Annotated in this window: 18 protein-coding genes and 1 pseudogene; 8 read left to right on the plus strand and 11 right to left on the minus strand. The window is 48.7% G+C overall.

Annotation, left to right across the window (positions count from 1 at the left end):
• Window positions 1-772 (plus strand): annotated as a pseudogene (gene add, locus HMPREF2872_RS11015) (adenosine deaminase); the annotation flags it as partial.
• Between the two features lie 49 nt (window positions 773-821).
• Here the strand turns inward: add and bioB are convergent.
• Window positions 822-1,874 carry a biotin synthase BioB gene (gene bioB / locus HMPREF2872_RS11020; RefSeq protein WP_070633614.1) on the minus strand — a complete coding sequence of 351 codons (1,053 nt, stop codon included), beginning with the start codon at window positions 1,872-1,874 and terminating at the stop codon, window positions 822-824.
• A gap of 217 nt (window positions 1,875-2,091) precedes the next feature.
• Here bioB and miaA point away from each other — a divergent pair, with 217 nt between their 5' ends.
• The 3 genes from miaA to hpnC are packed head-to-tail and all read left to right on the plus strand — an operon-like array spanning window position 2,092 to window position 4,628.
• The gene (gene miaA / locus HMPREF2872_RS11025) at window positions 2,092-3,033 is read left to right on the plus strand and encodes a tRNA (adenosine(37)-N6)-dimethylallyltransferase MiaA (RefSeq protein ID WP_070633615.1); all 942 of its coding nucleotides are present in this window, start codon (window positions 2,092-2,094) and stop codon (window positions 3,031-3,033) included.
• 3 nt (window positions 3,034-3,036) lie between these two features.
• Window positions 3,037-3,759 (plus strand): tRNA adenosine(34) deaminase TadA, encoded by a 723-nt coding sequence (gene tadA / locus HMPREF2872_RS11030; RefSeq protein ID WP_070633617.1) that lies wholly within the window; start codon window positions 3,037-3,039, stop codon window positions 3,757-3,759.
• Window positions 3,760-3,812: 53 nt separating this feature from the next.
• Window positions 3,813-4,628 (plus strand): squalene synthase HpnC, encoded by an 816-nt coding sequence (gene hpnC, locus HMPREF2872_RS11035; protein WP_070633620.1) that lies wholly within the window; start codon window positions 3,813-3,815, stop codon window positions 4,626-4,628.
• A 47-nt stretch (window positions 4,629-4,675) separates the two neighbouring features.
• Here the strand turns inward: hpnC and htpX are convergent, their stop codons facing one another.
• The 7 genes from htpX to surE form a co-directional block, all read right to left on the minus strand.
• Complete coding sequence (htpX, locus tag HMPREF2872_RS11040) at window positions 4,676-5,515, minus strand: protease HtpX (RefSeq protein WP_070633622.1); 840 nt, start codon at window positions 5,513-5,515, stop codon at window positions 4,676-4,678.
• A 191-nt stretch (window positions 5,516-5,706) separates the two neighbouring features.
• The gene (gene hemF / locus HMPREF2872_RS11045) at window positions 5,707-6,615 is read right to left on the minus strand and encodes an oxygen-dependent coproporphyrinogen oxidase (protein ID WP_070633625.1); all 909 of its coding nucleotides are present in this window, start codon (window positions 6,613-6,615) and stop codon (window positions 5,707-5,709) included.
• A gap of 184 nt (window positions 6,616-6,799) precedes the next feature.
• Entirely contained in the window at window positions 6,800-7,183 is a 384-nt protein-coding gene (locus HMPREF2872_RS11050; RefSeq protein WP_002219725.1) for a hypothetical protein, read from the minus strand.
• Window positions 7,184-7,312: 129 nt separating this feature from the next.
• Window positions 7,313-7,846 (minus strand): C40 family peptidase, encoded by a 534-nt coding sequence (locus tag HMPREF2872_RS11055; protein ID WP_070633627.1) that lies wholly within the window; start codon window positions 7,844-7,846, stop codon window positions 7,313-7,315.
• A 43-nt stretch (window positions 7,847-7,889) separates the two neighbouring features.
• Entirely contained in the window at window positions 7,890-9,413 is a 1,524-nt protein-coding gene (locus HMPREF2872_RS11060; protein ID WP_070633629.1) for a phospholipase D family protein, read from the minus strand.
• Between the two features lie 78 nt (window positions 9,414-9,491).
• Complete coding sequence (locus tag HMPREF2872_RS11065) at window positions 9,492-10,403, minus strand: peptidoglycan DD-metalloendopeptidase family protein (RefSeq protein ID WP_070633631.1); 912 nt, start codon at window positions 10,401-10,403, stop codon at window positions 9,492-9,494.
• Window positions 10,404-10,496: 93 nt separating this feature from the next.
• A complete protein-coding gene (surE, locus tag HMPREF2872_RS11070) occupies window positions 10,497-11,252 on the minus strand; it encodes a 5'/3'-nucleotidase SurE (RefSeq protein WP_070633633.1) in 756 nt (251 codons plus the stop codon).
• 98 nt (window positions 11,253-11,350) lie between these two features.
• Here surE and HMPREF2872_RS11075 point away from each other — a divergent pair, with 98 nt between their 5' ends.
• Window positions 11,351-11,689, plus strand: a complete 339-nt coding sequence (locus HMPREF2872_RS11075; RefSeq protein WP_070633635.1) for a cupin domain-containing protein — start codon at window positions 11,351-11,353, stop codon at window positions 11,687-11,689.
• Window positions 11,690-11,744: 55 nt separating this feature from the next.
• On the opposite strand, the gene HMPREF2872_RS11080 is transcribed toward HMPREF2872_RS11075, so the two are convergent.
• Window positions 11,745-12,113 (minus strand): rhodanese-like domain-containing protein, encoded by a 369-nt coding sequence (locus HMPREF2872_RS11080; RefSeq protein ID WP_003686323.1) that lies wholly within the window; start codon window positions 12,111-12,113, stop codon window positions 11,745-11,747.
• Between the two features lie 112 nt (window positions 12,114-12,225).
• Window positions 12,226-12,561 (minus strand): carboxymuconolactone decarboxylase family protein, encoded by a 336-nt coding sequence (locus HMPREF2872_RS11085; RefSeq protein WP_003680742.1) that lies wholly within the window; start codon window positions 12,559-12,561, stop codon window positions 12,226-12,228.
• 128 nt (window positions 12,562-12,689) lie between these two features.
• On the opposite strand from HMPREF2872_RS11085, the gene HMPREF2872_RS11090 reads away from it, so the two are divergent.
• Window positions 12,690-13,646: a cupin domain-containing protein gene (locus tag HMPREF2872_RS11090; RefSeq protein WP_070633637.1), complete on the plus strand. Its 957-nt coding sequence runs from the start codon at window positions 12,690-12,692 to the stop codon at window positions 13,644-13,646.
• 101 nt (window positions 13,647-13,747) lie between these two features.
• Here HMPREF2872_RS11090 and typA read toward each other — a convergent pair whose 3' ends face one another.
• On the minus strand, window positions 13,748-15,559 hold the full coding sequence (gene typA, locus HMPREF2872_RS11095) for a translational GTPase TypA (RefSeq protein ID WP_049329418.1): 1,812 nt from the start codon (window positions 15,557-15,559) through the stop codon (window positions 13,748-13,750).
• Between the two features lie 418 nt (window positions 15,560-15,977).
• Here typA and bfr (HMPREF2872_RS11100) point away from each other — a divergent pair, with 418 nt between their 5' ends.
• Together bfr (HMPREF2872_RS11100) and bfr (HMPREF2872_RS11105) are read left to right on the plus strand one after the other, a co-directional pair.
• Window positions 15,978-16,442: a bacterioferritin gene (gene bfr, locus HMPREF2872_RS11100; protein ID WP_070633639.1), complete on the plus strand. Its 465-nt coding sequence runs from the start codon at window positions 15,978-15,980 to the stop codon at window positions 16,440-16,442.
• Between the two features lie 29 nt (window positions 16,443-16,471).
• Window positions 16,472-16,945 (plus strand): bacterioferritin, encoded by a 474-nt coding sequence (gene bfr / locus HMPREF2872_RS11105; RefSeq protein WP_003686403.1) that lies wholly within the window; start codon window positions 16,472-16,474, stop codon window positions 16,943-16,945.
• Window positions 16,946-17,145: the final 200 nt, after the last annotated feature.

Consider the following 17,145-nt stretch of genomic DNA (forward strand, 5'->3'; position numbering starts at 1 on the left):
GCTTGACCCGCGCGTATCTTGAGCGTTGCCGCGAAGACAATGTCGTGCATACGGAAATATTTTTTGATCCGCAAACCCATACTGCGCGTGGCGTGGCGTTTGAAAGATTAACGGCATTGTCCGCGCCTGTCGTGAAACCGGGCAGCAATGGGGCATAAGTACGCGTTTGATTATGTGTTTTTTGCGGCATTTGTCGGAAGAAAGCGCATTTGAAACCTTAAGTCAGGCTTTGCCTTATAAAGAACACATCATCGGTGTAGGCTTGGATTCGAGCGAACTGGGGCATCCTCCCTCCAAGTTTGAACGTGTGTTTGCTCAGGCGCGGGCGGAGGGTTTGTTGACGGTGGCGCATGCCGGAGAAGAAGGCCCACCGGAATATGTTTACGAGGCTTTGGACTTGCTGCATGTCCGCCGTATCGATCATGGCGTACGGGCGGAAGAAGATGAGGCATTGATGGCGCGTTTGATTGCAGAGCAAATGCCGTTGACCGTTTGCCCGTTGAGCAATTTGAAATTAAAAGTGTTCCCTGAAATGGCAAAACACAATTTGCGCCGTATGTTGCAACGCGGCGTGTTGGTAACCGTCAATTCCGATGATCCGGCGTATTTCGGCGGCTATATGAACCGCAATTTTGAAGCGCTTGCCGAGGCTTTAGATTTGAGTGCGGAAGAAATCAAAACCTTGTGCGCCAATTCGTTCCGCGCTTCGTTTTTGAGCGAGGCGGAAAAGGAAGAGTGGATACGGAAGATTGAAAGTTTTAATGTTGAATAACGATAAAAGGCCGTCTGAAAAAGTTTCAGACGGCCTTTTATGATGGCGGTTAATAGTCGACTTTGATTTTGGGCGTTTCCTGTGCAGCTTTGTATTCTTCTTCCAATTCAAAGCGCAGCGGATACAAATTCAGTTTTTCCATCAGCAGGCGGTCGCCGTCTTCGTCCGGATTGCCCGTGGTCAGCAGCTTGTCGCCGTAGAAAATCGAGTTTGCGCCAGCCATGAAACACATGGCCTGCATGGATTCCGGCATATTGCTGCGGCCTGCGGACAGGCGGACGTAGCTCTCGGGCATAGTAATCCGCGCCACAGCGATGGTGCGGACAAATTCTGTCCAGTCTAAATCTTCGGCATCGGCAAGCGGCGTGCCTTCTACTTTGACCAACTGGTTAATCGGTACGCTTTCGGGCTGCGGGTCGAGGTTGGCGAGGCTGGCAATCAGTCCGGCACGCTCGGCGCGGGTCTCGTTCATGCCGACGATGCCGCCGCAGCAGACTTTTAAACCGGCGTTGCGAACTTTGCCCAAAGTATCCATGCGGTCTTCGTGTTGACGGGTGTGGATGATGTCGTTGTAGCGTTCGGGGTCGGTGTCGAGGTTGTGGTTGTAGTAGTCCAAACCGGCTTTTTTGAAGTCTTCAGCCATGCCGTCTTCGAGCATGCCGAAGGTGCCGCACACTTCCATGCCCAAGCCTTTCACCGCGCTGATGATTTCGGAAACGACAGCCACGTCTTTGGGTTTGGGGCCGCGCCATGCTGCGCCCATACAGAAACGGCTGGCGCCGCGCGATTGGGCAATTTTGGCTTTTTCGACGATTTCGTCCACATCCATCATTTGCTCTTTGCCCAGATTGGTGTTGTGGTGTGCCGATTGCGGGCAGTAGGCGCAGTCTTCGGGGCAGCCGCCGGTTTTGATGGAGAGCAGGGTGGAAAGTTGGATTTCGCGCGGGTTGAAGTTTTGGCGGTGGATTTCGGCGGCTTGGAAAACGAGGTCGAGGAAAGGCAGTCCAAACAAAGCCTCGACATCGCATTTTTTCCAATAACGCGCAGTCGGATGCGGCTTGCGCTCGGTTTGACGGCGCAAGGCTACGGGAGATACGGTCATAGTGTGTTCTTTCGTGTTTACAGCGACGCAGTGTCACTGACGGCTTGACTGCCGGCGCAATGACGGCAGCAGCAGGTTTGAAATCAATATAAAAGGCCGTCTGAAACGGCGTAGCAAGTGTAACGCTTTTGATAATGTAGAGCAAATGTTTCAGACGGCCTGAAATATGGTTTGGCCGGGTTTGCTATAATCGCATTTTTAATTTTTCCGTTTTCTTATGAACGCGCCCAAAGCCTTCGCCGTACTCGGCCCGACCGCCGGCGGTAAAACCGCACTGGCCTTAAATATTGCCCAATCGTTGCCGGTGGAAATCATCAGTTTGGATTCCGCGCTGGTGTATCGCGGCATGGACATCGGTACAGCCAAGCCGACTGCCGAAGAGCTTGCCGCCGTACCGCATCATTTGATTGATATTATCTCGCCGCTGGAAAGTTACAGCGCGGCGGATTTTGTCGGTGACTGCGTGCGCTTGGTGAACGAAATACATGCGCGCGGTCGCTATCCTCTGATTGTCGGCGGCACGATGATGTATTTCCACGCGCTGACGGAAGGTTTGAACGATTTACCTAGTGCAGATGCGGCGGTGCGCGCACAACTTCAGGCAGAAAAAAACGAACACGGTCTGGCAGGCCTGTATCGCCGTTTGCAGGAAGTTGACCCGATTACGGCAGGCCGTCTGAAAGCCAATGACAGCCAGCGTATTGAACGCGCTTTGGAAGTCTATCTTCTGACCGGCAAGCCTTTGAGCGAACATTTCACAGAGCAGAAGCAGGCCGCGCCTTTATTGGATTTATGCACGGTTGCCCTTATCCCTGAAGACCGTCATTTGTTACACTGCCAAATCGAAAAACGCTTTTTAAATATGCTGGAACACGGTTTCCTAGATGAAATGCACGGCTTACGCCGCGATTTTCCGCAACTGCATGCCGATATGCCGTCTATGCGCTGCGTGGGCTACCGTCAGGCTTGGGATTATCTCGAAGGCGAAACCAATTATGACACCTTTGTCGAAAAAGGCATTGTCGCCACGCGCCAGCTTGCCAAACGCCAGTTGACCTGGTTGCGGAAAATTCCTTTGGCGCATACATTAGATCCTTACGCAGACAGCGATTATGTTCAGACGGCCTTAGCCTTGGCGCGTCAGCATTTTCAGGAATAATCCATGCTGACCACGCCACCACTTGCGCCTAAAACATTGGCCGCGCTAAAAGAATTGGGTATTCGTACACTGGAAGATTTACACGAAGTCGGCGCAGTCCGCGCATTTCTATTGCTGAAAGTGTCGGGTTTGACCGTAACCAAAAGCACCTTGTGGCAACTGGCTGCGCTGGTTTCAGGTGTGGACGTCCGGCATATTTCCGAGGAGAGAAAGACGGAGCTGGGCGAGGCCTTGAAAAACCATCCGCCAGTTGCCGTTTTCCCTTCTCAAAACGATATGGAAGCCTTTATGCGGCTGGCGATAGAACAGGCCAGACAATCGGCGGCATTGGGTGAAGTCCCCGTTGGCGCGGTCATCGTATATCAAGGCAAGGCAATCTCAGTGGCACACAATACTTGCATTGGCGACCACAATGTCAGCCACCACGCCGAAATCAATGCGCTTGCCGTAGCAGGCAAGGCCTTGCAAAACTACCGCTTGGAAAACTGCGACGTGTACATCACATTAGAGCCTTGCTCCATGTGCGCATCTGCCTTGATACAGGCACGGATCGGGCGCGTGATTTATGGTGCGGCCGAAGCCAAAACCGGAGCGGCAGGCAGCGTGGTTGATTTGTTTGCCGACAAACGTCTGAACAAGCATACCGCAATTTTGGGCGGCGTATTGGCAGAAGAATGCCAAAGCGTATTGCAGGATTTCTTTGCGGCCAAACGTAAGGCCGTCTGAATTTCAGACGGCCTGTCAGCAAAAACACTTTATTTTAAACTTTCGGATTTCCCATGTCAGTCAATCATTACGAAAACTTCCCTATCGGCTCCATTGTGCTGCCGCGCCGTTTGCGCAAGCCGGTTCACGCCGTTTACGCTTTTGCACGGACGGCGGACGATATTGCCGACGAAGGTAATGCCGAAGCAGTCGAACGCCTGCGCCAACTGGACGAACTGAAGGCAGAGTTAGACCGTATTGCACAAGGCGGGAAACCGCAAACGGCTTTGATGCAGCGTTTGCATAACGAAGCGATTGAGCCGTTTCAATTGCCGTTGCAGCCGTTTTATGATTTGCTGGCGGCGTTCGGTCAGGATGTGGTCAAAACCCGTTACGAAAACTTTGGCGAATTGATTGCCTATTGCCGTTTGTCCGCCAATCCGGTGGGGCGCATTATGCTGCATTTGTACGGGCAAACCGATGAAGTGAGCATGGCGCAAAGCGACGGTATTTGCACTGCCTTGCAGCTGATTAATTTTTGGCAGGACGTGGCGGTAGATTGGCAGAAAGGGCGCGTGTACATCCCTCAGGAAGATTTGCAGAAGTTCAAAGTCAGCGAAGAACAGATTGCGGCCGGCAAAGCCGACTTTGCTTTTCAACGACTGATGGCGCACGAGTGCCAACGTGCCTTTCAAATGCTGAAGGCCGGCTCGCCGTTGGGCAAAACCCTCAAAGGACGAATCGGTTTTGAGTTGCGCATGATTATTGTCGGCGGCCAGTTGATTTTGCAGAAGCTGGACGGTTGCAAATATGACGTGTTTAACCAGCGGCCGCTGTTGGATAAGAAAGACTGGATGATTATCATCAAACGGGCTTTGATGAAGAAATAAAAAAGGCCGTCTGAAATGGATGTTTCAGACGGCCTTGATGTTTTTGATTAGCGGTTTTTCAAACGGCTGATGCGGTTGTCCAAAGAAGGATGGGTGCTGAACCAAGAATCTTTTGCTTCGCTGGCAATGCCCATTGCGGTCATGGTTTGCGGCAGATCGCTGGTGCTGCCTTTTAAGCGTTGCAGGGCGGCAATCATTTTCGGCGCGCCCACCAGTTTTGCAGCGCCCGCATCGGCGCGGTATTCGCGTTGGCGGCTGAACCACATCACAATGATGCTGGCTAGGAAGCCGAATACGATCTGCAATACCATGCTGACCATGAAATATGTACCTTGCGAAGTGCTGCCGTCATTGTTGCGCGCCACCATGCTGGAAACGATGCGCGCCAAGAAGACGACAAAAGTATTCACAATACCTTGAATCAGCGTCAGCGTTACCATATCGCCGTTGCCGACGTGCGCCATTTCGTGCGCTAAAACGGCTTCGACTTCATCGCGGGTCATGTGGTCGAGCAGGCCGGTGCTGACAGCGACGAGCGAGCTGTTTTTGGTCGCGCCGGTTGCAAAGGCGTTAGGCTCGGGAGAGTCGTAAATGGCTACTTCCGGCGTTTTCAGATTCCATTGGCGGGCTTGCGCTTCAACAGTTGCCAACAGCCAAGCTTCTTCTTCGCTTTGGGGCTGGTCGATGACGACGGCGCCGACCGAATGTTTGGCGATGGTTTTCGACATCAGCAGGGAGACAATCGAGCCGCTGAAGCCGACGACGGCGGAATAAGCCAACAGGCTGCCGACTTGGTCGGTACTGTTGATGCCCAAGATAGCCAAAATAACACGGATGACAACCAGAACTGCGATATTGGTTGCGATAAATAAGAAAATGCGTTTCACCGATTATTCCTTTTAGTGTGGTTTGTGAGGTGATTTTTATATGGGCGCATTGTCTCAAAAACTCTATAGAGAGGAAACAGCGCAATAGGCAAAGGTATGCAAATTCAAAGCAATTGAAGCAAAGGCCGTCTGAAAAAGCAGTATTTATGGTTAAAAACAGCTTTTCAGACGGCCTGTATTGCAAACGGATATTATTTTCCAAATTCTTTCAGCCAGTCTCGCGCTACCAAAAATTGATTTAATGCGGCTTCTGGAGAACCTTCTTCCGGCGCATATTGATACTCAAAGCGTACCAAAGGTGGCATAGACATCAAAATGCTTTCCGTACGGCCGCCGCTTTGCAGGCCGAACAGTGTGCCTCTGTCCCAAACCAAGTTAAATTCTACATAGCGTCCGCGACGGTATAGTTGGAAATCGCGTTCACGTTCTCCATAAGGCGTATTTTTGCGTTTTGCCACAATCGGCAGATACGCTGCGATATAGCCCTCCCCGACTGCCTTGATAAAATTCAAGCAGGTATCGAAATCCCAGCGGTTTAAATCGTCAAAAAACAGGCCGCCCACGCCGCGTGTTTCGTTACGGTGTTTCAAATAGAAATATTCGTCACACCATTGTTTGAATTCAGGATAAACTGATTCGCCAAATGGCGCGCATACGTCCCGAGCCACTGTGTGCCAATGCACGATATCTTCTTCAAAAGGATAAAACGGCGTCAGATCAAAGCCGCCGCCAAACCACCAAACCGGCTCGGCATTTTCAGGATAGGCAATAAAAAAGCGCATATTGGCATGGCTGGTCGGGACATAAGGATTTTTCGGATGAATGACCAGCGACACACCCATGGCTTCAAACGCCGCGCCCGCCAATTCCGGACGATGGGCCGTAGCAGAAGCCGGCATTTTTGTTCCCTTTACATGCGAGAAATTCACACCTGCCTGCTCGAATACTGCGCCGTTTTTCAATACACGGGTTTCGCCGATACCCAGCTTCCCAGTCCATGCTTCATGCACAAATTTGGCTTCGCCATCTTCTTGCTCCAGCGCGGCGCAGATTTGGTTTTGCAGTGTTTTGAGGAGGGTTAGAACGGATTCTGTGTGCATGATATATCCTTGATGGTTTCGTATTTGTAAAATGACAGGGCGGAAGATGATTTAAGTTGTTGAAACTAATTGTTATTTTTCTGTTTCTTTATTATGGGTAAATTTTTGCATGGGCGTATCTTGCAATCAAGCGTTACTCATCGGCAATAGATTGAAAGGTATTACGGGGTTAAAAATACAGTTGCTACTCTTGCTGCATGATATTGGCAAGATTTAATTTAAATGTTTGTTGAATCTTGTTTACATCCTTAGCAAAAATATGATAGTCACTCGAAGAATAGATAGATTTTATTCTATCCAAATTAGTTTGTTGATAACATTTTTTCATTTCCGCGATGAAAAAATTATCTTTTCCTCTTTCATTGAGACAGTTATTTTCTAACAGATAGATTGCCCATGCTGTAAAAATAAATGTACTATCTTCCGGATATTCAGATAAATAAATTTCGAATTCAATTATAGAATATTCAGCTGCTTCAATTAATGTTATATCTAAATCTCTGACAAATTTTTCCGTTATATTTTTAAATAATTTCTTGAATTCTATATAATTTTTTATTTTTTCCATGATTCTATTTTCCTGTAAAAATATTTAATTGAATATTTGGATAGCGATTTCTAAACTCTAAAATAACATTGCTGCAAGATTGACAGGCCTTTAATGATGATATTGCGATACCTTTCAGACGGCCTTGATTTATTCAGTAAAAAAAGTATGTGCGCCCAAATAGTTTTTTGCGTAGAACGGGGTGGAAAGTTTTTCGGTTTTGATGGTTTTACCGCTGCTGGGGGCGTGGATAAATTCGCCGTTGCCGATGTAGAGGCCGACATGGGAATATTTGTGTGCGCCGCCGGTGTTGAAAAAGACAAGATCGCCGGCTTTTAATTTACCGTCGGGAATTTTTCGGCTGGCTGCGGCCATATCGCGTGCGGTGCGTGGCAGATTGACGTTGAGGGCGTTTTTATAGACGAATTGGATCATGCCGCTGCAGTCAAAGCCCGTGGATGTGGTGCTGCCGCCCCATTTGTAGGGCGTGCCGATCAGGCCTAGGCTGTGAAGCATCAATTCCTGCGAACCTTGGGTGCGGTCGATATGGGAAATGCGGACAGGTTGGACTTTTCTGGCGGTTGTTTGCGGCTTGTGGGATTTGTGTTTGCCGGTAGTGCCGCAGGAGGCCAACAATAGGCTGGCGGTACAAACAAATAGGGTTTTGCAGATGAGTCGAGACATGGTGAATTCCTCCGGCCGCATGATTTCTGTTTTCAGACGGCCTCTATAATAATCCTTCTATGGGCAGGATGGACAGGATTTTTGAAGTCATCCGTTTCCAGAACTTGGCTTCGGGTTCGTGTGCGTAAGTTCGTTTTTCGCTTGGGTCATACCAGTATAGTTTGTTGTAATTGCCAAGCGTTACCTGATAGGCGTAGCTTGGGGTGGTCGTTACGAGTGTGCGCTGCATTTGGCCTGCGATTTCAGGGCTTTCGATGACGACGCCCATTTCGGTATTGAGGCGTGCGGAGCGTGGGTCGAGGTTGAATGAGCCGATGAAAATACGTTTTTCGTCCACGATGAATGTTTTGGCATGCAAGCTGGTGGTGGAGCTACCGGTCAAGCCGCGGTCTTTGGAGGTCGGAACGGCGTGGTTGGGCTGGAGTTCGTAAAGTTTGACCCCAGCTTTAAGCAAAGGCTTACGGTATTTGACGTAGCCGGAATGGACGGCGGCAACGTCGGTCGCTTGGAGGGAGTTGGTCAGAACGGTAACATCCACGCCGTTATGAATCAGTTTTTCTATGGCTTTAACGCCCGATTTTGTGGGTACAAAATAAGGGGAGACAAGATAAACGCTTTTTTCGGGTTGCTTGAGGGCGTCTTGCAGGCGTTCGGAAATAGGCGGTTTGTGCCGGTCGCGGTCTAAGCCTTTGGCCGGGTCATCGCTGATCAGGCGTGTGCTGACGCTTTGCCACTCCATAAGGTTACTCTGCATTTTTTGATAGAGGTTGGAGTGTTCGATGCTTTGACGATAGCGGATGAGCGTTTGGTTTTTATCTTGGTCGGTGTAATTGAGCTCTGCCAATCCTTTTTGCAGATTTCCCCGTTTGATGATGCTGGTTGCGTTATAGGCGGAGTGGCTTGCCCAATAGCGGTCGAAGTCTTGGGAAACTTCGGTTACTACGCGGCCTGTAGCGAGGATATCGAGGTCGGCAAAGATGGTATCGTCGTTAACCTTAAAATATTCGTCGCCAATATTGCGTCCGCCCAAAATGGTGGCACGGTTGTCGGCGGTAAACGATTTGTTGTGCATTCGGCGGTTAAGTCGCGGAAAGTCGGCAACGTAGCCGAGTGCACGCCATTTTCTGAAAATAAAGGGATTAAACAGGCGGACTTCGATATTGGGATGATTGTCGAGTGCCAGCAGGAGATCATCCATGCCGTTGGTGTTGTTGTCGTCCAGAAGCAAACGCACACGGACGCCGCGTTCGGCCGCGCGATGAATCAGGTTGAACAGAAGCTTGCCGGATATGTCGTTGTGCCAGATATAGTATTGCAAATCGAGGGTATGGTCGGCGGATTCAATCAGGGCTGCACGGGCGACAAAGGCTTCATGGGCATCGTTCAGCAGATAGATATGGGAAACATCGGTCTTGGAGGACGTAGAAGGAATGCCTAATGCGCTGTCCAGCCGCGGCGTAGCAGGTATGTCAAGATAACTGCTTTGGGTGCGTTCGTCCAATGATGGCAAAAACGCGGCGCAACCGCCCAATAGCAGGGTATAAAGAAGGGGAAGATGAAATTTCATGGGGAACCGGTACAAACAATCCCTACCTAAATGACATTTAGGCAGGGATTGAATTGAAATTAGGTTGCTTGAATCAGTTTAGAAGGCAACATAATTTGCCGGATTGACCGGTTTGCCGTTTTGACGGATTTCAAAGTGCAGCTGGGTACGAGATGCATCGGTATTACCCATGTGCGCAATGGTTTGACCGCGTTTAACGGTTTGGTTTTCATTAACCAGCAGGCGTTGGTTGTGGCCGTATGCGCTCAAGAATGAGGAGTTGTGTTGGATGATGACCAAGTTGCCGTAACCGCGCAAGCCTGAGCCTGCGTAAACGACTTTACCGTCTGCCGCTGCAACAACCGGCTGGCCTTGCGTACCGGCGATATCTACGCCTTTGTTGCTGCCGCCGAAGTTGGCGATAACGTTACCGGTAGTCGGACGCTGCCATGTGATGCCGCTGACGTTACGGCTGCTGCCGGTAGACACGGTTGGTGTATTGGCAGGTGTGCTTGGGGCCGGAGTAGTGGTCGTCGTTGTTGGAGTAGAAGGTTTGCTTGCAGAAGCTGCCGGTGCAACGTAGCCTTCAGGTTTTACGCGCAGGGTTTGACCAATGCTGATGGTGTTGTCGGCCAGGTTATTCCATGCACGCAGATTGTCTTGGGTAATGTTGTAGCGTTTGGAGATGTTGTAAACGGTATCACCACGAACAACAGTATGTGTCGCTGCATTAATATCAACAGGTGCATAAGAAGGCGTGTAAGTGCCGGTGCTGCCGCTGTTGTATGTTGGAGCAGGTGTACTTGCCGGCGGAGTGTATGGAGCATCTGCCGCTGGGCTGGTGTTGGTATTGTAAGGCGCTGCACCGTAAGGATTGTCAGCGGTAGAGCTTGTTGTTGAACCACCGCTTTGTGTGCCGACGACTACAGGAGCCGGTTGTTGGCTGGCACAGGCTGCAAGTAATAAAACCAAAGCTGCCGATCCGGCATAAGATACACTTTTTTTCAACATGTTAATGACTTTCGTATTCGGGTAATTGTTCTCGTCGGAGCATATCATAATAAAAATATGCTTGTTTCTCAAGTGTTCGGCTGTTAGGGACTGTTAAGGCGCAGGGATTTCTGACCAAAAGGAAGTGGTTTGCTCCATTTGTCCGTAGGCAGTCAAATCGACTTGCAGGGGGGTAATCGTGATGAAGCCGGACGCGCATTCGCCAAAGTCGGTACCTTCTTCGCTGTCGGAAACATCGCCGACCGGCCCAATCCAATAAATTTGTTCGCCACGTGGATTATACATGGGAACAATGCTTTGTTCATGATGACGACGGCCGAGCCGTGTAATTTTTATGCCTTGGATATCTTCAGGCGCGACGGCAGGGATATTGATATTCCATAAGATGGGTTCGGAAATAGGGCGTTTGAGAAAGTAGGAAAGCAGTATCCAAGCGGCTTTTTCCGCGGTTTCCCAATAACGGCCGCTGGAATCGGCAAGTGAGAAAGCAATGGCAGGAATGCCCATCAGGTAGGCTTCCGTCGCGGCGGCAACCGTACCGGAATAAAGCGTATCGTCGCCCATGTTCGCACCGTTGTTAATGCCGGACAAGACTAAGTCGGGTTTGAAATCAGCGAGGGAATGCTGGCCGACATGAATGCAGTCGGTCGGGGTACCATTCACATAGTAAAACCCGTTTTCCGCCTGTTTCAGTTGTAAAGGACGGTCTAAAGTTAGGGAATTGCTGACACCGCTTCGATCGCGTTCGGGCGCAACCACCCTGACATTAGCAAATTCTGCGCACACTCTTGCCAAAACTGCCAAACCGGGCGCAAGATAACCATCGTCGTTTGAGATTAATATGTTCATGTGACAATATTGTGTCTATCGGTAAGATGGGCGGTATTGTACTGGTTTGCTTAAGCGATTGTCCACGAATCGGCAACGTTTGGGCGTAAAGGATAATAATGAAACATTATGAGTTAGACCCCAAAGCTTTATTGGGCGACGTGATTGCTTCAGACGGCAATCAGGAGATTGTTCAGCTTTCACTGCAGAAGGATAATGAAATTCCGGCATATGAGGCGGATGCGATTATTTTGCTTTTGGTTTTAAACGGTAAAGCCGAAATCAAAACGGTGGACGAAGTTTTGCAGACTGAAGGTTTACAAGTTATTCGTCTTGAGCCGATGGAGGCGCACAGTATTCGGGCGATGGCCGATAACACCAATATTTTGGTTATCAAACAATTAATTCACGAAACAGGTCTCAGCAAACGTTTGAGATTTGGAAGTTGCTGTCTGTAATGGCAATAAAGGCCGTCTGAAAAGTTTCAGACGGCCTTTTTAAAATCAACTAGGTTTATTTTAACCCTTTTTTCACCAAGTCTTCATAACCGCCATGGTTGGTTACGTTGGTGTAGCCGGCTTTTTTCAGCTCGGTCAGCGCGGCTTCTGCACGGCGGCCGCTGCGGCAGTAGAGGTTTACCGGTGCGTTTTTATCCGGGCTGACGGATTTGATGCGGTCAACGATTTGGTCATGCGGAATATTGAGTGCACCTTGCAAATGGCCTTCTTTGAATTCTTCGGCAGAGCGGACATCAATCCAAACGCCTTTTGCTTTTGCAGGTTGTGCCGCGCTTTTTTCAACCTTAGGCATAGAGGCTGCGGAAGCGGCCAAAGGAGTGGCAATAGCGGCGGCAAAAAGTACGGCGGTCAGCAGTTTCTTCATGGTTCAATCTCCTATTAGACAGAAAACAATATGATAACTTTATCAGTTTAGCATTCCATCAGGCCGTCTGAAAGGGGAGTAGGCTTTCAGACTGCCTGATTTTACAAACCGATTAGCGTTGGGTTTCTACTGCTTCCAAAGCGCGCAAAGCGTATGTATAAGCGGCACCTGCATTCAGAGCGATAGCAGTGGCCAATGCGCCGGCGATTTCGCTTTCGGTTGCACCTGCTTTGGCTGCGGCTGCTGCATGCACGCTGATACAGCTTTCGCAACGTGTGGTAATGGCAACGGCAATGGCGATCAGTTCGCGTGTTTTGGCATCCAATGCTTCGGCAGCGGCTGCTTGATCCAGTGCGCCGTAGGCTTGCAGCATTTTAGGATGATTTTTACCCAGTTCACCGAATGATTTTTTTACCAAGGCGGTATGTTCAGGCCAGTCTTTAAACATGATATGTCCTTTCTTAATGTGAGTGGATAAGATAAAAAATCCTATCCGTTTGTGTTTGGTGTGTGTATTATTGCAATAATTGTAAGATTTAATTCGTCAAAACATCTCATTTATTGGTAAAAAACACTATGGATATTGTGGATAGGCTGGTCGAATTGGCGCAGGTAAAAGGCAGCGTGGATGTTCAATGTCTGTTTCAGGGGGAGTGGTATGTGCGGCATGAACCAAAGCGTGCGCATGGTTTGGTGCATATCGTAACTGCCGGTTCGGGTTATATCCGAATTGATGGGGAGCAAGAGGCAAGGCTGCTGAGTGCGGGGGATATCATTTTTTTCCCGCGCAGCGTAGGGCACACTTTGAGCAGTGATAGCAGTTGTGAAAATCTCGGTGTCAGCGTGCTGACGAGTGAAAGAGGCGCATTTAAAGTCAAGCAGAGTCATGCAGGAGGCGATGCGGCTTTGCATCTTTTCTGCGCGCGATTTGAATATGAAGCGCAGGCGGATATTATGGCAGGGCTGCCTGATACGGTTTTACTGAATATCAACCATCCTTCTTTGCAGTATTTGGTGGCATTGTTGCAGTATGAGAGCGGTCAGGCTTTGTCTGGCTCGGTAGCGGTTGTGAACGCATTAGCTTCGGTATTGTTGGTATTTCTACTTCGAGCTAGCCTGGAGAAAAATGGGGAAGCGCAATTAAGCGGTTTGCTGAATGGTTGGCAGGACAAACGCCTGCGGAATCTACTTCAGGCAGTAGTGGATAAGCCGGAAGAGGAATGGAATATCGAGAAAATGACTGCGATTGCCAACTTATCTCGCGCCCAGTTAATGCGGGTATTTAAGCAGCAGACGGGAACAAGTCCACATGCCTTTGTTAACAGTATCCGCTTGCAGCAGGGGGCATTTTTGTTGAAACAGACGGCGGATTCGGTTTTATCGGTTGCACTCTCGGTGGGTTTTCAATCGGAAACGCATTTTGGCAAGGCATTTAAAAAGCAATATGGGATATCGCCGGGGCAATATCGTAAGAATGATCGCGCTGATGAACCGGCGGTACAAGCGGAAGAAATGCTGATTTACTTTATTTGAACAGATGATAAAAGGCCGTCTGAAAGTGTAAAAATGAAATCTAAGATTTCTAAAACACTTTTCAGACGGCCTTAATTTTAAAACGTATCAATCAAACAGAATTAGTCCAGTTTTTTGAAATGACGGCGACGTTCCAATTCGCTCAGGTAGCGTTTACGCAGGCGGATGGATTGTGGTGTAATTTCAACCAGTTCGTCATCGTCGATGAACTCAACTGCGCCTTCCAAAGTCAATTTGATCGGTGTAGTCAGGCGCACGGCTTCATCTGTACCGCTGGCACGGACGTTGGTCAGTTTTTTACCTTTCAGAGGGTTTACCACCAAGTCGTTGTCACGGCTGTGAATACCGATAATCATGCCTTCGTAGACTTTGTCGTTTGGAGAAACGAACATACGGCCTCGGTCTTCCAAGTTCCACAGGGCGTAAGCAACGGCTTCACCTTGCTCCTGAGAAACCAGTACGCCGTTGTGGCGGCCGGGCATATCAGGTTTAACCGGCGCGTAGTCGTCGAATACGTGGCTCATCAAACCGGTACCGCGGGTTAAAGTCAGGAATTCGCCTTGGAAACCGATCAGGCCTCGTGCTGGAATGTGGTACTCCAGGCGGGTACGACCATTGCCGTCGCTTTCCATATTGGTCAGTTCGCCACGGCGACGGCCAAGCTCTTCCATAACGGCACCTTGGTTTTCATCCGGTACGTCCACGGTCAGATTTTCGTAAGGCTCGCATTTTTGACCATTGATTTCACGGAATACCACGCGCGGTTTGCCGACTGCCAATTCAAAGCCTTCGCGGCGCATGTTTTCCAACAAAATGGTTAGGTGCAATTCGCCACGGCCGGAAACACGGAATACATCAGCGTCGGCAGTATCTTCAACACGCAGGGCAACGTTGGTCAGCAATTCTTTTTGCAGGCGGTCGCGGATTTGGCGGGAAGTCACGAATTTGCCTTCCGTACCGGCCAAAGGAGAAGTGTTGACCATAAAGTCCATGGTCAGGGTCGGCTCGTCCACGCTCAACATAGGCAAGCCTTTAGGGTTGTCTTTGTCGGTAATGGTTACGCCGATACCGATGTCTTCGATACCGGAAATAATCACGATGTCGCCGGCTTCAGCTTCTTCCAAAGGTACGCGTTCCAAACCTTGGAAACCCAAAAGCTGGTTGATACGGCCCTGGGCAACTTGTTCTTCATGATTCATGACGGCAACGACTTGACCGGGTTTGATGCGGCCGTTCAGGATGCGGCCGATACCGAGGCGGCCGGTGTAGTTGTCGTAGTCCAGTTGGGAAATTTGAAGTTGCAGCGTTGCGTCTGCGTTACCGCTTGGAGGAGGCGTGTGTTTCAAAATGGTCTCGAACAGAGGACGCATGTCACTGCTTTCGTCGTTTTCATCCAATTTGGCAAAGCCGGACAGGCCGGAAGCATAGACGATAGGGAAGTCCAATTGTTCGTCGGTTGCGCCCAAGTTGTCAAACAATTCGAATGTTTGGTCGATAACCCAGCTTGGACGGGCAGACGGTTTGTCGATTTTGTTGATGACAACGATAGGTTTCAGACCCAAAGCCAAGGCTTTTTTGGTCACGAAACGGGTTTGCGGCATAGGGCCTTCTTGTGCGTCAACCAACAGTACGACGCAGTCAACCATGCCCAATACACGTTCCACTTCGCCACCAAAATCGGCGTGTCCCGGGGTATCTACGATGTTGATGTGGTAGCCTTCGTATTCGATGGCGGTATTTTTAGCGAGAATGGTAATGCCGCGCTCTTTTTCAAGATCGTTGCTGTCCATTACGCGCTCTTCTACTTGCTGGTTGGAACGGAATGTACCGGACTGACGCAGCAATTGGTCAACTAATGTGGTTTTGCCATGGTCGACGTGGGCGATGATGGCAATATTGCGGATTTGTTTCATGATAATTTATGTGTTTCAGCTAGGTGCTTAAAAAAAGATAACTGGCAATTATAGCACGATTCCTAAGTGTTGACGGAGTAGAAGATTCAAAAAAATGAGGCAAAAGCAGTTGAGAATAATTCATAATTAAATTTGATTGATTTTGTTGGATTATTTGCTTTTATTTATGGTTAACGAATGTAAATGTTTTTGAATGATGCAATGGATTCTTAATACCAATGTCAAAAAATTGTTATTAAAAACAGTGGGTTAATTTTTTAGATGGCCTTTGGGGCGGGTTAAATTTTTTGATAATTGTTTGTATTTTAAATAGAAAATTTGTCAAAAGTGCTACTTATGCATACAATTACCTCATTCCATAACAACACACGAATCTTCATTTCGTGATCGTCAACTTTTAAAAGAAAGAGAAAGAATTATGCAAGGCAACCAAGCAGTTATTGATTACATGAACGAATTATTGTCTGGTGAGTTGGCTGCTCGCGACCAATATTTTATCCACTCTCGCATGTACTCTGAATGGGGTTACACCAAACTGTTCGAACGTTTGAACCACGAGATGGAAGAAGAAACCACTCACGCTGAAGACTTCATCCGTCGTATCCTGATGTTGGGCGGTACTCCTAAAATGACCCGTGCCGAACTGAACATCGGTACCGACGTAATTTCCTGCCTGAAAGCAGACTTGAACACTGAATACGAAGTACGCGATGCGTTGAAAAAAGGCATCAAACTGTGCGAAGAAGCACAAGACTACGTTACCCGTGATTTGATGATTGCCCAGTTGAAAGACACTGAAGAAGATCACGCTCACTGGTTGGAACAACAACTGCGTCTGATCGAATTGGTCGGCGAAGGCAACTACTACCAAAGCCAACTGTAATCTAGCGTATAACGTATAAGGAGCTGAAAATGAAAGGTGATCGCTTAGTTATCCGCGAATTGAATAAAAACTTGGGCTTGCTTTTGGTTACCATCAACCAATACTTCCTGCATGCCCGCATTCTGAAAAACTGGGGCTTTGAAGAATTGGGCGAACACTTCTTCAAACAATCCATCCGCGAAATGAAATCCGCAGACGATTTGATCGAGCGTATTTTGTTCTTGGAAGGCCTGCCTAATCTGCAAGAGTTGGGTAAACTGTTGATCGGTGAATCTACCGAAGAGATCATTGCCTGCGATCTGAAAAAAGAGTATGAAAAACATGATGCTCTGGTTGCAGCCATCGCTCTTGCAGAAGAGCAACAAGACTACGTCAGCCGTGATTTGTTGGAAAAACAAAAAGACATCAACGAAGAACATATCGACTGGCTTGAAACTCAGCAGGAATTGATTGGCAAAGTTGGTTTGCCAAACTACCTGCAAACAGCGGCGCAAGAGGACTAAAACACAAACCACTGCCAAATATAGCAGTCCCTGCTCCCATTGACGGCATATCTTTACGGATATGCCGTTTTCTTTTGTGGAAATGCTTAAAGGCCGTCTGAATGTTCAGACGGAGACCTTTGCAAAAGAGTCCTTCTCCAGACAGCCGAAATCTAAACAAAGATTTTTGGCTGTTTTTGTTTCAAATATCCACTGATTCT

The sequence above is a fragment of the Neisseria sp. HMSC069H12 genome, from assembly GCF_001812735.1.
Lineage (GTDB): Bacteria > Pseudomonadota > Gammaproteobacteria > Burkholderiales > Neisseriaceae > Neisseria > Neisseria subflava.